Raw genomic sequence first — 16,159 nt, forward strand, 5'->3', positions numbered from 1 at the left:
TCCAGAAAAGCAAAAAATCACCCCGCCCGAGGCAGCCCAGCCCTCGGCTTTCCAACCCAAACACCACGGCTGCCACGGCTGACACGATTCACTGCTTTCTACATTTCTGTTCCTTCTTCAATCGGCTCGGGTATGTGGTGGCCCGTAGAATCCAGCGGAGTTGGACGCGGACGACGCCGATTGACGAGGTAAAATAACGGTGGAATGATCAATGGCGTGAAAAGTAGGGTTGTTGTCAGTCCACCGATGATAACCGTAGCCAGCGGCCGTTGAACGTCGGAGCCGATCCCACTCGAAATGGCAGCCGGTACAAGACCGACAATGGCAACCACCATAATCGCCATAATGGCCCGAAACTGTTCCTGCGCTGTTTCAATCGTAATTTCCATCAACGATTTTGGATTGTTGAGCAGATTACGATTCAGCGCCGAAACCAGCAGTACGCCCGCCATCACAGAGATTCCAAAAATCGACACAAAACCTACTCCGGCCGATACGTTGAAATTGTACCCTCGCAACAACAAAGCGCCAATCCCGCCCGCCAGCGCAAACAGCAGGCAGGTAAGTGTTAGCAACGTATCGCGAACGTTTCCGTAAAGTAGAAACAGGAATAAGAACACAACGACAATTGTCAGCGGGATCGAAATGGCTAACTGGCCACCGGCCCGTTCGAGGTTTTCATATTGACCACCGTAGATGACGCTATAGCCCTCGGGAATTTTGACGTGTTCACGCACTTTCTGACTGATCTCTTTCACAAAACCGCCCTGATCCCGGCCCCGAATATTCGTTCTGACCGTCACCATACGTTTCCCATTGATCCGATAAATATTCGTCTGCCCCTGAACGTACCGGATGTCAGCCAATTCGTTCATTGGAATCAAAGCACCCGTTGCTGAAGGAACCTGGAGAAGCCGAATCGCATCGATACTTCCCCGACTTTCGGGCGTGAAACGGATCACAATGTCGTATCGTTTGGCTTCGTCGTAAATCGAACCGATGGCTTTGCCACCAATGGCCGCTTCGATCATGTTCTCGATCTCAGAAACGTTGATTCCGTAGCGAGCCGCAGCCGGCCGGTTAATATTAATCGCCAGTTGGTCCTGGGGCCCTTCCTGTTCAATATTGACCGACACAGCCCCGTTCATGCCCCGTACCAGGGTAGCAATACTATCCGCTTTGGCGCGCATCAGTGTTAAATCACTGCCTACCACAGAAATGGCTAAGTCAGCCGCGCTGCCCGTCACGATTTCCATCACCTGATCGATAATCGGCTGGCCAGACGAGAAGAACGCACCCGGAAAAGCTTCCTGCAACCTGTTTTGCATCGAGCGCACAATTTCTTTCTTAGAGATTGTATCCGACCAGGTGCTGTAATCCTTCAGGCCGACGAGAATTTCGGTACGGTCCGTTGGAAAGGGGTCGGTTCCATCGTCGTTACGTCCCGCCTGTGTGATCACAAAACTGACCGGCTTGTATTCACTGATAATATCGCGGATTTTAGGCGAGATCTTCGCGTTCTCCTGAATCGTAATCCCCGATGGCATGAACGCCCGCATAAAAATCGAGCCTTCGTCAAGTTCAGGTAAAAATTCGGTACCCAGTTTCAGGCCAAAACCGATCATAACCAGTACAATCGCCATACCCACGCCAACGACCAGACGCGGAACCCGGAATAGCGTAGAGCGTAGTAACCATTGATAGCCCCGTTCCAGCGGTGATAGCAGGAAGTTTTTATGCTCTTTGAGCGGTTTACCATCGGGAGCTAGCGCTTTGCGGAAAGCAAATGAAATCAATACGGGAATAATAGTCAGTGCGCAGATTAACGAACCAATTACGGCAAATGACAGCGTCAGCGCCATCGGACTAAAGAGCTTGCCTTCAACACGCTGCATCAACAAAATCGGCATATACGCCAGAATGATAATCGTGACGGAGAAGAAAATTTCCCGCGCCACTTCCCCCGCCGATCGTGCCGTTACGTTCACAATGCCCTGGTTTCGATCCGCGGGTCCCGACGACCGGTATCGTCGAAGGAGATGCTCTGCCATAACGCTGGCTCCATCAACAATAATCCCGAAGTCAATGGCCCCGAGCGATAGTAGGTTAGCCGGAATACCAACCAGTTTCATCAGAATGAACGCGAACAATAACGAGAATGGAATCGTGACCGTAACGACCAAAGCCGCCCGCAGGCTTCCCAGAAACAAAACGAGCAGAATGGCTACGATCGAAATCCCCTCGATGAGCGTATGCGCAACCGTTTCGAGGGAGTGATTGATCAGAAAACCCCGATCATACAATACGCGTAAATGGACACCTTTCGGTAGTTCACGCGCTTCGAGATCCGCAATTTTAGCTTTCAGCAGTTCCAGCACTTCGCTGGGATTTTCTCCCCGACGCAACAGTACGATTCCTTCGGTAGCGCCAATTACATCCAGGTTTTCGTCAGGAATTCGATAGCCCAGGATACCCGACGGCGATGGCGGATTGATCTCGACACTGGCAACGTCACGTAGTAAAACGGGTACACCTTCATTCGCTTTCAACACGATGTGCTCTACGTCATCCGGTGTTTTCAACGCACCCAACCCTCGAACCGCAAAGCCTTGTCCACCACGCGCAATGACGTTTCCGCCCGTATTCTGATTGTTTTTCTGAACGGCTTCTATAACATCCTGCAAGGTCAGGTTATACTTGCGAAGCTTTGCCGGATCGGGGATAACCTGAAACTGTTTGATGGGACCACCGAATGTCGTTACGTCAGCCAGCCCCGGCACCTGGAGCAGTTGCGGAATGATGGTCCAGTCCTGCAGGTCCCGCAATTCCATAGGCGTCATGCTCGGTGGTGCTTCGATCACGTACCGATAAATTTCGCCAACGGCGGTGGTCAACGGTGCTAACTCCGGTTCAACACCATCGGGAAGTTGTGCGCTTGACAGTCGCTCGATAATCTGCTGACGGGCAAAATAATCCGTTACCGTTTCGTCGAAATTCAACTGAACTACCGACAGTCCGAAAATCGTTCGGGAACGGCGATCCGTTACGTGTGGTACGTTATTGAGGACGCGCTCGATCGGGATGGTCACCTGCTGCTCAACTTCTTCAGCTGCCCGACCATCGTATTTCGAGATGACGATCACGTTGGTATCGGCAATGTCGGGATAGGCTTCAATCTTTAATAGTTTGAAGCACCACAATCCCAAACCCATTATGGCTATGGCCAGTCCGACAACAATCCAGCGGTTTTTGAGCGAAAACGTTATTAATTTCTGAATCATAATGTAAAAGGAGAAAGGGGAAGAAAGGGAGGAGAGGGCTGAACGGAAAACCACCACCCATCGGTTTGGTCCTTCCTCCTTCTCCTCCCTTTCTTCCCCTTCCTCCTCTCTTTATCAATACCCAAAACTCAACCCCTTCAATTGCAACACATTGGCGGCAACAACCTGATCATTTTCGCGCAACCCACTCTGCACGACGACACGATCGGCCCGTTGCTGACCCAACTGCACTGCCCGTCGTTCAATAAGCTCTGGCCCTGTTTTGATGAAGACATAATCGCGTCCCTGAACCGTCACCACAGCGTCGCGCAAAACGGTCATAAATTGGCCTTCGGTAACGCCAAACTCTACTGTTGCAAACATGCCTGCTTTTAGTCGCCCATCGGGATTAGCCACGGAAATGCGTAGCTTGATCTGGCGAGTGGTGTTATCGACATAATCATTGACATTATCGATACGTCCCGCAAACCGTTCGTTTGGAAAAGCCGTAAAATTGAGGGTACAGACCAATCCTTTTCGAATACTGCCAAACTGATTTTCGGGAATTTCACAGACGACCAGGATTGTATTCGGAGCGGCTCGACGTAACGCAACGGGATCAAAGCCCGCGAGTTTAAGGGTGGCTTCGTCCGAAATAATGGCCGCTTCTTCGTTTGCCAGCTGCGTCTGCGCTTCGATAACTTCTTTGCCTGAGGCTGCCCCATGCGCCTGCAAGTCTTTTACCCGTTCCAGATTACCGCGTTCTGTCTGGATGTTGATGCGGTGCTGCAGAATGGCCGTGTAGTTATCGGATAAACTGGGATCATCGAAGAGGACAAGCCGTTCGGATGGGTTCTCACCCGATCGTAAAACCATGGCTGCTACGTGTCCAGGTGCCGAAAAATCGGTTTGAATAGCCGCCGAATGCACAGGCTGTGTCGTGAAAGCCCGCATCATAACTGAATCGGAGAACGTAATGCGGCTACCGTCTGCACTGATTACTGGCCTGGGAATCGACGTAACGACGGGCTTAGGCTTTTCTTTACAGCCAACCAGCAGCAACGTCAGCAGTAAAATGGATGGGAATTTCATACTTAATAGGAATTGATCTGCCCGGTTACGTACAAAAGCCGAACGTAGTTTTGACGGTAGGTATAAAGGGTCTGATAATAAGCCGTTTGTGTATCGAACCAGGCGCTCTGCGCTTGCAGCAGATCGATCAGCGTAGTGGCCCCGCGCAGGTAAGCATATCGTACTGAAGCAAGCACCTGATCGGCATCACGCCGGATACCCGTATAACGATCCACATTCTGACGGCTCGTCATGAACGATTGATAAGCCGTTTCGACCTCTGACTGAATTCGAGCCTGCACGAGCGCAGCCGCCTGACCCGCCTGCTCCTGCAAGACCCTCGACTTCTGAATTTCACCCTGGTTTCGGCTATAGACTGGTAGTTCGAGTGTCAGAAACACGCCCGCATAGGGCACAGCGTTCTGCGGATTCCAGATGAAACCGGCTTCGTTACGTGGTTTGGCCAGTACTTGCTGCAAAGCCACATTACGCCGGGCCGTTTCAAGATTAGCTTCGGCTACCTGTACATCGGTACGGATCGTTGATGCCAGTCGAAGCAAACTGTCTTCGCTGGCATTCACGGTCGGATATAAACGGAGGGGCGTTGTAAACGGTGGATTAACGATCGAGTCGTTCAGGGCTACGCTGATGCTATCCGCCACACCCAATACTAATCGTAACTCATTCAGCCGATTACGTACGTCCTGCTGGGCCGTACGGGTCTGAATATCATACTGATCCGAGATCAACTGCGTTCGGGTGAGGTCTGTGGTGGTGATAACCAGGTTTTTAAGCCGTACTTTACTCAATTGCACCAACGTATCAACGTTTGCTTTGGCACGTTGCAGCACCGCCAGTTGAACACGGGCATACCAGGCGTCGAGATAGCGATTGGCCGCGTCGAAAAGCAAGCCCCGTTCGGTTTCGGCTACGCTTCGGATGGCCAGGTTGGTATTGGCTTCAGCAAAGCGGCTCCGATACAATCGTTTATTGTGAATGTCAAATTCCTTGGTAGCCTGTAACCAGAATTGCCGCCGTTGTCGATTCATCAAACCCACTCCTTCAGCACCGGGCGTGGGAGTCAATTGCAGAAGCGTCTGATTGTTCAGGACGGGGTTTGGCCGGAGATTCGCAGTCGTTTGATCAGCCTGTGCAGCATTGATGTTATACCGTTCCACGCGTAGAGCCGGACTGTTATCGCGAACTTTCTGAAGAGTCTGTCGTAAGGTGAATACAGTCTGGGCAGAAGCACTCAGACCGGATAAGCAGAGAAACAAAAGGAGATACAGGGATAGTCGCAAAATCATTCGATCAACAGGGCCTGGCTAAACAACATTCTAGGCATACCAAAAGCACAAAATTGCTATTAAACACTCATAAAATCACAATTAAAAATTAGTTAAAAATACTTATACAATCTTCATAACAACAGGCTTTCCAGGGAATTTACGTAGCGCAAAAAGTCTCATTTCCATTTCGATAAGACATGGTATTTCTAGAAAACTCAAAAGATGAAGTAGCGTAAATCTTACTATTTCCCTTCACGATACGTACCTGGCTCGGTCAGTGTGAATTTGCAGTAGCTTGTGGATGACTCTGTACCGTTACGGCGACTCAACCATAAAAGCGAAAACTCTAGTTAAGTCAGAGTTTTCTTGGCAATTCGCTACGCCAGTACACCAGGCGCTTACGTCGTTTTCTCCAAATTCTTCCGTTCACGGCGTTTTTCGCTATCGGGACAGAACCGATGTTACGCATCCTTGATAAGCACCTTCTTAACCATCTGAAGCTGAAAGGCCGCTCTCAACAGTCAGAATGATTTTGGACCTTGACTGATCATCATAAAAACCGGGAAGGTTTCGTTCAGTATTTGTTAATCTATTGACGATCAGCCTGACGAATGAAATTGCCTGCTAGTATTCTGCTTGCTCTACTGCTAACTAACTTACCTGCCCGGAGTCAATCGGTGGCGATGGTTAAATTCGATCAGTTGAAGCAGATGGTCGACCGGTCAAATGATACGTTGTATGTCGTAAATTTTTGGGCTACCTGGTGTGCGCCCTGCGTAAAAGAGCTACCTCTGTTTGAATCAGTACGTCGGCAGTATGCGACCCAAAAAGTGGCCGTGTTGCTGGTCAGTATGGACAATAAAAAAACGCTGTCGACGAAGGTGGTTCCATTTGTTCGTAACCGGAAAATTCAGTCAAAGGTCGTCTTGCTGGATGAGCCGGACCTGAATACCTGGGTCGATAAACTAACTCCGGAATGGTCAGGCGCGTTACCGATGACTCTGATCTTGAATAAGCAACGGAACATCCGTAAATTTATCGGACAGCCTGTAGAGAAGGGAGAACTCGAATCGATTATTAACCAAAGTAAACGTTAGATCAACCATGAAGAAGAGCGTTTTTTTACCAGTGATTGCTTTCCTGTTAGCAGTCGGCCTGATGAACTTCCGACCGCTGTCGGATGGCTATAAAGTTGGTGATACGGTTCAGGATTTCAAACTAAAAAACATTGACGGGAAAACCGTTTCCCTGGCCGACAAAAAGGACGTAAAAGGCTACATTATTGCCTTCACCTGCAACACCTGCCCAGTCGCGAAAGCGTACGAAAGTCGGATCGTCGCGCTGAATGAGCAGTTCGCTTCCAAAGGCTATCCGGTCGTGGCTATTCAGTCGAACGATGCCCAGCGGTCACCTGGCGATTCGTACGATGCCATGCAACAGCGGGCTAAATCAGCGAAGTATTCATTTCCGTATCTGTACGATGATACGCAGACCGTTGCCCGGGCGTTTGGCGCGACCAATACACCGCACATGTTTGTGGTGAAGCGCGATGGCGACCAATATCGGGTAGCGTACATTGGCGCTATTGACAACAATCAGTACGAACCGTCAGCCGCTGACAAAAAATACGTTGAGACAGCGGTGAATGAATTGCTGGCCGGGAAATCCGTGACAACGCCTTCCGCCCGAGCAGTTGGTTGCGGCATTAAATGGAAAGGGGTGTAGGTATCACGGGCTTCAGCCCGTGTCTCCCGTTAGTCAGTAAACGGGCTGAAGCCCGTGATACCATTCTATTCACTCGTTTTGCCAAACTTCGTTCCGAAGAAATCGCCTTTGTTCCAGACGGGGCGTTGGTCGGTTTGAGCGGTCAGGTAGCCAGTTAGAAATTGTAGTTGTACATGCTTGGCAGCTGACTTAAAATCGAACGGCTGGTTCATATCATCCTGTGGTGAGTGATAAATGGTTGCCCGCCATTCGAGGTTGAGTTTGGTACCGTCCAGATTTGGATTACCCGTTTGTGACCCGCTTTTGATGAAAAGCGCCGGAATTCCCTGCCGAACAAAGCTGAAATGATCGCTCCGCATGAAAACGGTCTGTTCAGGAATGGGGTCGGGGCTGATCTGCACACCGACAAATCCAGCCGCTTGCCTCACTTCCCGATCCAGGCTTGAGTGCTGGGCACCATACGGCACAATGTCGAGCAACGCGTGAAAGAAAAACGGCATATCCAACGTCAGGTTGGCCACGATTTTATCTTTCGGTACGGTTGGATTGCTCGCAAAATAATCCGACCCGAGCAGGCCCATCTCCTCCCCCGTTACGCCCACAAACAGAATGGATCGGCGGGGTGCTTTCTCCAGCGACGTAAACAGCCGGGCCGTTTCGAGAATAATCGCCACACCCGATGCGTTGTCGTGGGCACCGTTGTAAATCGAATCTCCTTTTACGGGACGCCCTACGCCCAGGTGATCCATGTGCGCTACGTAGACAATGTACTCATCTTTCAGGGCCGGATCTGAGCCGGGCAGCATGGCCACGACATTATAGCCCGGTACGTTCTCCACTACGTTGGTTTGCGTTTGCATACGGACCGAAACGTTTAACGGAAAAGCCTGCGGCCGATTTTTCTGTGCATTGGTGATCACGTCTTTAAATGAAGTACCGGCGTTGGCAAAAAGCAGTCGGGCGGCCGAATCACTCAGCGAAGCCGCGCCCTGTATGGCCGGGTAGGTACGTTGCGGCTTACCCATTTTATCGACCCAACGATACGTTCCCTGCCGGGCGCGGGGGGCCGCCGTTTCGATCCGGTTCCGCAGATCGGAAGGTAAGCTAAATGCCAGGGTACCAACGGCACCGTGTGCAGCCGCATTTTCGGCTTTCGACGACGAATAATACGCCCGCTGATTCGATGGGAACGTAGCGGGTGCTCCGTTTACAAAGGCCACAATTTTGCCTTTTACATCAATACCGGTGTAATCGTCATAGTCCAGCTCAGGCGCTGAAACCCCATACCCAACAAACACAACGGGAGCCGTTACGTTACTGGTGGCGTGGTCCGGACTTGGGCTGAAAATAAACTGCTTGCCATAAACCAGCGGCTGTTCACGACCATTGACTACCAACGCTAACGAACTAGTTGCTTCATTTACCTGCCACCTCCGTAAGGGTACGTCCTGCCGATACGTACCGTTTTCCCCGGCTGGTTTTAATCCCAGCGCTTTCAATTGTTTCGTTACGTAATCGGCGGCCATATCGAAGCCGGGCGTACCAGGTTTTCGGCCCCGCAGCGAGTCATTCGCCAGAATCCGCATGTGATTGCGAATAGCCTCCGGGCGAACGGTTCGGGTAACGCGCTGGGCATCGGCGGGAATAGCATCGGATTGAGCCAGAGACGAGGCTACAGGAAGCGAATTAATGAGCAGAGCGAGCAAACAGTAAGTCAAGTGGCGCATTTGATCAGGTAGAATGACGAAGAAATAGTAGCTAAGATAATCTATGGTTTCGGCAGGTCCAATGCAAAAACGGACTTAGTAGCCAATCTTTGTCGCAATACGTATCGAACAGATGGTATATTAGCCGCCCTAACGAGCTACAAGCCTTGGTGAACGGCCATAGCACTTTGTTTTAACGAACAGATTATGAATAGATTACCGATTATAATTGATTGCGACCCCGGCCACGATGATGCCGTCATGCTGATGTTGGCGGTTGGCAGCAATCGATTCGACATCAAGGCGATTACTACGTCGGCAGGGAACCAGACGCAGCAAAAAACGCTGACGAATGCGCTCAAAATCATGAATTTGCTGGGCGCCGATATTCCGGTATATAAGGGCAGTGAGAAACCGCTCTTTCGCGAACTGATCATTGCGGATTATGTACACGGCGAAATGGGCCTGGATGGTCCGGTTTTGCCTGAGCCGGTTCGGAAACACGAACCGGTATCAGCCATCGAGGCTATGGCCAATATTCTACGCGAGAGTCAGGAAAAGATAACGCTGGTGCCGACTGGTCCCTTAACGAACATTGCTACGTTACTGCTCGCGTACCCGTACCTTAAGCCAAAAATTGAACGCATTTCACTGATGGGTGGGGGTGCGTTTCGAGGAAATATTACGCCTACAGCCGAATTCAACATCTACGTTGATCCCGAAGCGGCTGCCATCGTCTTTAACTCCGGGGTTCCGATTACGATGTGTGGATTAGACGTAACGCATAAGGCGCTGGTTTTCCAGGAAGATATCGACCGGTTTAGAGCGTTGGGTAACCAAACGGGCAACGTATTCGCTGACTTGATGGATTTCTTTTCTATTTATTACCGGAGTGAACGTCCCGAACTGGAAGGTGGTGCCGCTTTGCACGATCCCTGCGCCATTGCCTGGCTAATCGATCCGTCAATGTTCACGTTAAAACCCTGCTACGTTGCTGTAGAGGTAACAGGCCAGTTGACCGCAGGCACGACGGTCGTTGATTTTTTTGACGTACTGAAGAAAACGCCGAACGTAGACTTTGTTTATGACATTGACCGGAAGCGGTACATCGACTTAATCTATGAGGCTGTTTGTGGGTTGCCATGAGTAAACCCTACCGCAACATCAGAACCAGGGCCGACGAACTTTAAACGATCTCTTGAGGCCGGTAATGAGCAGGAATGCTCCTAGTATCCCGAAAATAATAGCCAGTATCGTAATATGCAGAATAGCGAACAATACGGCTACCAGCAACACAATTACGGATGCTTTGAGTTTCCAGCTGATTCGTTGCCACCAGTTGAGTTCCTTGCGTAACGGCATGCCCAAGCTCTCCCGGATTCGGTTACCGAGTTTGAGTTTTTTCTTTGGTTTTGGCTCGGGCTGTTTATCCGTCGTTTCGGTCGTTGAACTTCCCAGTAACGACTGAATCCGGCGGATACGTCGTTCGACCTGTGTATTGGTTGTCTGTTCGAGCCCTGACTTTATACTGACGCTAGTCACCACTTCGGGAACGACAGCAAGCTGGGGAAGCTCCGCTATTACAGAATCAGACGGTACAGTGTCTGTGGACGTAGTCGGTTTATCGACGGATAAACGGGCCGCAGCCGGATGGGGCGTTGGCTGAAAGTAAGCGACGGGCCGGTGGCATGACGAAAGCAAAAAACAGAACGTAGCAGCAATCAGGGCAATACTATTTTTCATCAGGTTGCGGGTTGTACGAACCAAACTGGCAAAAGTAAATCCCTTCTACAACGAATCAGACAAGGCGGTTAATATGAAAGGCATAAAAAAGCCGACTAAAGAATGCTCGGTCTGGGGTATAAATCTGGTGTAAAAGGTGACTCAACCAGTATGTAAAACAGACTATTTCGCTTTTCTGATCAAAACTTTTCCGAATCGCACTTATGGCTCGAATTCTGTTTTCGTTAGCGCTGATCATATTGGTAGTACATCTTGTCAACGCACAGACTCCTGAACCCGTATTTAATTACGACGAAGCGAAAGTCGGTACGTATACCCTGCCTGATCCATTGATTGACGCTAAAGGGAAACCCGTAAAAACCCGTGCGGACTGGGCGAATCGGCGGAAAGAACTTATACAGCTCTTTGCTGAAAACGTGTACGGACAAACGCCCAAACAAGCAGTCAAGCTTCGTTTTCAAACAACAGCGGTCGATTCATCGGCACTGAACGGACTGGCGATTCGCAAACAGGTTTCCATTTTCTTCATCGATTATCCGAAACTACCTTCCATCGATGTATTGATTTATCTCCCCAAAAACAACCGGGCTTCTGCAGCTTTTCTAGGCTTAAATTTTTGCGGGAATCACTGTGTCACAACCGATGCAACTATTCCGCTGTCAACCCGCTGGATGGCCAACACGGGCGAAGCGACTATAACTAACCAGGCAACCGGAAAAGCGCGCGGTATGCAGGCAAGGCGCTGGCCTGTCGAGACGATTGTAAAGCGAGGGTATGCGCTGGTAACGGCTTATTACGGCGACATCGAACCGGATCATCCCAAAGGCTGGCAAGGTCATATTCGTTCTGTCTTGGGAGACACAACCCAGCCTGATAACTGGGGAGCGATTGGTGCCTGGGCCTGGGGAATGAGTCGTATTCTCGATTATCTACAAACGGAACCTAAAATCGACACGAAACGGATCATGTCTATCGGGCACTCACGTATTGGCAAAGCCGCTTTGTGGGCCGGAGCTCAGGATGAGCGATTTGCGGCTGTTATCTCCAACGAATCAGGCGAGGGCGGAGCGGCTCTGTCCCGACGGTGGTATGGCGAAACCGTAGAACGTATCAATACCAGTTTCCCACACTGGTTTTGCGTCCGTTACAAAACCTATAACAAACACGTAGTAGATTTGCCCATTGATCAACACGAGCTATTGGCGTTAATAGCGCCCCGTCCGCTTTACGTTGCCAGCGCTAGCGACGACCAATGGTCGGACCCAAAAGGCGAGTTTCTGGGGGCAATGCATACCGAACCTGTTTATAAACTTTACGGAAAAACAGCGCTGGGTACAACGACTTTTCCGACCGTAAACCAGCCTGTCGGACAAACCGTCCGTTATCACGACCGTACGGGCAAACACGACGTAACGGATTATGACTGGGAACAATACCTGCGCTTTGCCGATGAATTAGTTCGTTAGGTGTACCTTGCGCCTATGAATCCCGATAATGATCCCCAGCCCTGGCAGGTTGATACGTCCGAATACATTCATCAGTTACCCTGGTTCACCGTTCGCAAAGACGCCATCCGAATGGAAAACGGGGGCTCGATCCCTAATTACTTTATTTTTGAATACCCTGACTGGGTCAACGTAGTGGCCGTTACGACTGAAGGTAACGTAGTGCTCATTCGTCAGTATCGGCATGGCATTGCGGGTGTCCATTATGAACTCTGTGCAGGGGTTATTGACCTGGGCGAAGATCCGCTGGTGGCCGCTCAGCGCGAGTTGCTGGAAGAAACGGGGTTTGGTGGTGGAAACTGGCAACCGCTTATGACGCTTTCGGTGAATCCGGGCACTCACAATAATCTGACATACGCTTTTCTGGCCACGGGAGTCGAACCAAGGCAGGCACAACACCTTGAAAAAACGGAGGAGATAACGGTTCATGTCGTTTCGCCGGAACGAGCCCGGGAAATTATCAACAACAGCGAGATGATTCAGGCCTTGCACGTAGCACCGCTATTGAAATATCTGTCTGAAACGCCGGGTGGCCCCGCGAGATTCAGCGGATTATAGGCTAAAGCTGACCTTGTTTTTATCGTTGTGAAAGGCCAATAGCATTCTCCTGACGAGTATCTTTGCCGTCCTAATTTAGTTGGTTGCCCGATTTTCAGGCAGTATCCTGCTAATTCTGCTAATTCATAAATCCGTGTAATTCCGGTCATGATTATCCCCCTCGCTCACCGCGCTGATCAAACGCAGGAGTATTATTTTTCGGTCAAACTGGCTGAAGTCCGTCGTCTTCAGGCGGCCGGTCACGATGTTATTAATTTGGGAATCGGCAATCCCGATATGATGCCCTCGGCCAACACCATCGATGCGTTGACCAAATCGGCGCACCAACCCACTTCTCATGGGTATCAATCCTACAAAGGTACGCCGGCTCTTCGCCAGGGCATTGCCCGATTCTACGCACATACATACGGAGTTACGCTTGATCCAGAAACCGAAATCCTGCCCCTGATCGGATCAAAAGAAGGCATTACGCACATCTCCCTGACATTTCTGAACGAGGGCGACGGTGTGCTGGTACCCGAGTTAGGTTATCCGGCTTACCGGGCTGTCAGCCAAATGGTCGGTGCCAACGTGCAGGAATACCCTTTGCTGGAGCATGGCGGCTGGCAACCCGACTGGGAAGCCATGGCCGATTTAGTGACCGACACGACTAAGATTATCTGGCTGAACTATCCGCACATGCCCACCGGAGCCCCCGCAACCCGGTCGTTATTCGAGCAGGCTGTACGTTTCGCGCATGATCATACATTGCTGTTATGTCACGATAACCCCTATAGTCTTATTTTAAATAAAAAATCACCCATTAGTCTATTGTCGGTAGATGGCGCCAAAGACGTAGCCGTTGAATTGAATTCACTGAGTAAGTCGCACAACATGGCGGGCTGGCGGATTGGCTGGATGGCGGGTGCCAAAGAGTACGTCGATGCCGTTCTGACGATCAAAAGCAACGTCGACTCTGGTCAGTTCAAACCGCTTATGGATGCGGCTGCCGAAGCGTTGACTAATTCTGACGACTGGCATCGGGAACGTAACGCGGTCTATCAGGGGCGACTGGATGCGGTTCATGCCCTCCTAAATACACTCGGCTGCACATACACCACCGACCAGGAGGGTCTGTTCATCTGGGCTAAACTACCGGATTCAGTCGAATCGGCCGAAGCGCTGGTCGATGATCTTCTGGTGAATAAACACGTATTCATTGCACCCGGCTTTATTTTTGGTCCGAAAGGAAACCGATACGTGCGCGTGTCGCTCTGTATGCCCAAAGAACGTATCGATGAGGCTGTTAAACGATTAATGTAATGGTTGTTAGTATCGTTGGCATTGGTTTACTCGGCGGTTCATTCGCCCTGGCCGTGCGTGAAAAATACCCCAAAATCCGCTTTATCGGTGTTGACACGTCACCCGTAAATAGCCAGTTGGCGCTGGCAAAAGGCATTGTAGACGACGTGATGCCCTTAGCAGAAGCCGTCGCACAGAGTACACTGGTTGTGATGGCTACGCCCGTGAATGTAATCATCGACCTGCTACCCACCGTGCTTGACCATTTGCCACCCAACGCTACGGTGGTCGATCTGGGCTCAACCAAAGGGCTAATCTGTGAGGTGGCTGATGCGCATCCCAAGCGAGCTCAGTTTGTAGCGGCACACCCCATGGCGGGAACGGAAAACTCTGGACCCGGCGCAGCATTCCGGGAATTACTGTCTGGCAAAAACCTGATCATCTGCGACAGTGATAAAAGCAACCGCGACAGTCTGACACTGGCCGAAAGTCTGTTTCGGGATGTCGGTATGAAGCTGTTTTACATGACCCCACAAGAGCATGACCTACACCTGGCCTACGTATCGCACCTGAGTCACATCAGCGCTTTTGCCTTGGGTTTGACCGTACTGGAAAAAGAAAAAGACGAGCAGGCTATCTTCGACATGGCCAGCACAGGTTTCAGTTCAACCGTTCGTCTGGCCAAAAGCTCTCCTCAGATGTGGGCACCAATTTTCGATCAGAATCGAACGAATGTTTCGAATGCGCTGACGGCTTATATCGAATTCCTTCAGCAATTCAAACAAGTTATTGATGATCAGGACGTAACGATGTCTCTGGATTTCATGCAACGAGCGAATGTAATCCGGCGCGTACTGGATGGAATTGAAAAGCGGTAGGTTAAAAGTTTATAAATAGCTTATCAAAAGGCGTTTCGATTTGTTTACACTGAAGATATAGGAGCCTCATCAACGCTCCTGGTTTAAACAAAACAATAGCGAAACGCTCATGCAAGCAACTGAACAACCCGCTGGATCTTTATTGGCAGCACAGGCGGGTACACTTACGATTGGTGGCGATTTAACTGTCAACCGAATGGCCTATGGCGCTATGCGCATAACTGGCGATGGTATCTGGGGGCCACCCAAAGATCATGACGAAGCCATTCGTGTACTCAAACGTACGCTCGATCTGGGCATTAATTTTATCGACACAGCCGACAGCTACGGTCCTTACATATCGGAAGAACTTATTGCCGAAGCCCTTCACCCCTACCCTGATGGCTTAGTCATCGCCACCAAAGGTGGTTTACTACGTACTGGACCCAATCAGTGGCCCGTTGATGGCAGCCGCAAGCACCTCGAAGAAGCCCTAAATGGCAGTCTCAAACGACTGAAACTTGAGCAGATTGATCTCTATCAGCTTCACCGCTTTGACAACAAAGTCCCTGCCGAAGAGTACCTGGAATTTTTACAGGAAGCCCAGCAGCAAGGTAAAATACGTCATATTGGTCTGTCGGAAGTAAGCATTGATCAGATCGAACAGGCCAAACAGTATTTTGATGTAGTATCCGTACAGAACATGTACAATTTTGGTGAACAGCATTGGAATGACGTACTGAAGTACTGCGAGAAAAATAACATCGCTTTCATTCCGTGGTTTCCGCTCAATGCCGGCAACGTAGCGGCTGAAGATGCCATCAAACGAGTGTCTGCGCGTCATAAAGCAACGGATTACCAGATAGCATTGGCCTGGCTATTGGCCGCTTCCCCAGTGATGTTACCCATTGCTGGTACCTCGTCGGTAGAACACCTCGAGGAGAATGTGAAAGCCGTCTCGATCAAGCTTACGGGCGAAGATTTTCAGGACATGCCGTTACCTCAGTAAGTTTTATGGTTGAGCACTTGCTCAACCATAAAACTTACTGAGTAGTAAAAAAAATCTGGTAAAATTTTCGCCATTCTTTAATCAATCTGCTAATCACTATTCTATTTTGCTTCTTTGAATATGAACGTGATTAGCAGATTGTTAGAAGGCCACAG

General features: G+C 50.2%; 13 protein-coding genes. 8 read left to right on the forward strand and 5 right to left on the reverse strand.

The genetic code is table 11. The annotated features are described in order from the left end of the window. Window positions 1-98 precede the first annotated feature (98 nt). From IC230_RS24560 to IC230_RS24570, 3 genes are all read right to left on the reverse strand, one after another. Entirely contained in the window at window positions 99-3,281 is a 3,183-nt protein-coding gene (locus IC230_RS24560) for an efflux RND transporter permease subunit (protein ID WP_191041723.1), read from the reverse strand. 114 nt (window positions 3,282-3,395) lie between these two features. Next, complete coding sequence (locus IC230_RS24565; protein WP_191041724.1) at window positions 3,396-4,352, reverse strand: efflux RND transporter periplasmic adaptor subunit; 957 nt, start codon at window positions 4,350-4,352, stop codon at window positions 3,396-3,398. Between the two features lie 2 nt (window positions 4,353-4,354). Next, window positions 4,355-5,608: a TolC family protein gene (locus IC230_RS24570; RefSeq protein WP_223860823.1), complete on the reverse strand. Its 1,254-nt coding sequence runs from the start codon at window positions 5,606-5,608 to the stop codon at window positions 4,355-4,357. Between the two features lie 623 nt (window positions 5,609-6,231). On the opposite strand from IC230_RS24570, the gene IC230_RS24575 reads away from it, so the two are divergent. Continuing rightward, a complete protein-coding gene (locus IC230_RS24575) occupies window positions 6,232-6,717 on the forward strand; it encodes a TlpA disulfide reductase family protein (protein ID WP_191041726.1) in 486 nt (161 codons plus the stop codon). 7 nt (window positions 6,718-6,724) lie between these two features. Continuing rightward, complete coding sequence (locus IC230_RS24580) at window positions 6,725-7,345, forward strand: thioredoxin family protein (protein ID WP_191041727.1); 621 nt, start codon at window positions 6,725-6,727, stop codon at window positions 7,343-7,345. Window positions 7,346-7,410: 65 nt separating this feature from the next. On the opposite strand, the gene IC230_RS24585 is transcribed toward IC230_RS24580, so the two are convergent. Then, window positions 7,411-9,072 (reverse strand): M28 family metallopeptidase, encoded by a 1,662-nt coding sequence (locus IC230_RS24585; protein WP_191041728.1) that lies wholly within the window; start codon window positions 9,070-9,072, stop codon window positions 7,411-7,413. Between the two features lie 186 nt (window positions 9,073-9,258). On the opposite strand from IC230_RS24585, the gene IC230_RS24590 reads away from it, so the two are divergent. Next, complete coding sequence (locus tag IC230_RS24590) at window positions 9,259-10,197, forward strand: nucleoside hydrolase (protein WP_191041729.1); 939 nt, start codon at window positions 9,259-9,261, stop codon at window positions 10,195-10,197. Between the two features lie 18 nt (window positions 10,198-10,215). Here the strand turns inward: IC230_RS24590 and IC230_RS24595 are convergent, their stop codons facing one another. Next, window positions 10,216-10,794 (reverse strand): hypothetical protein, encoded by a 579-nt coding sequence (locus tag IC230_RS24595; RefSeq protein ID WP_191041730.1) that lies wholly within the window; start codon window positions 10,792-10,794, stop codon window positions 10,216-10,218. Window positions 10,795-10,997: 203 nt separating this feature from the next. On the opposite strand from IC230_RS24595, the gene IC230_RS24600 reads away from it, so the two are divergent. The 5 genes from IC230_RS24600 to IC230_RS24620 all read left to right on the forward strand — a co-directional run bounded on the left by IC230_RS24600 (window position 10,998) and on the right by IC230_RS24620 (window position 16,004). Further along, window positions 10,998-12,260: a glucuronyl esterase domain-containing protein gene (locus IC230_RS24600; protein WP_191041731.1), complete on the forward strand. Its 1,263-nt coding sequence runs from the start codon at window positions 10,998-11,000 to the stop codon at window positions 12,258-12,260. A 15-nt stretch (window positions 12,261-12,275) separates the two neighbouring features. After that, on the forward strand, window positions 12,276-12,857 hold the full coding sequence (locus tag IC230_RS24605) for an NUDIX hydrolase (protein ID WP_191041732.1): 582 nt from the start codon (window positions 12,276-12,278) through the stop codon (window positions 12,855-12,857). Window positions 12,858-13,004: 147 nt separating this feature from the next. Further along, window positions 13,005-14,159 (forward strand): pyridoxal phosphate-dependent aminotransferase, encoded by a 1,155-nt coding sequence (locus tag IC230_RS24610; RefSeq protein WP_191041733.1) that lies wholly within the window; start codon window positions 13,005-13,007, stop codon window positions 14,157-14,159. Continuing rightward, on the forward strand, window positions 14,159-15,016 hold the full coding sequence (locus IC230_RS24615) for a prephenate dehydrogenase (protein WP_191041734.1): 858 nt from the start codon (window positions 14,159-14,161) through the stop codon (window positions 15,014-15,016). The genes IC230_RS24610 and IC230_RS24615 overlap by 1 nt, the downstream gene beginning before the upstream one ends. A 109-nt stretch (window positions 15,017-15,125) precedes the next feature. Next, entirely contained in the window at window positions 15,126-16,004 is an 879-nt protein-coding gene (locus tag IC230_RS24620; RefSeq protein WP_191041735.1) for an aldo/keto reductase, read from the forward strand. Window positions 16,005-16,159: the final 155 nt, after the last annotated feature.

It is taken from the genome of Spirosoma validum, from assembly GCF_014699035.1.
GTDB classification, from domain to species: domain Bacteria; phylum Bacteroidota; class Bacteroidia; order Cytophagales; family Spirosomataceae; genus Spirosoma; species Spirosoma validum.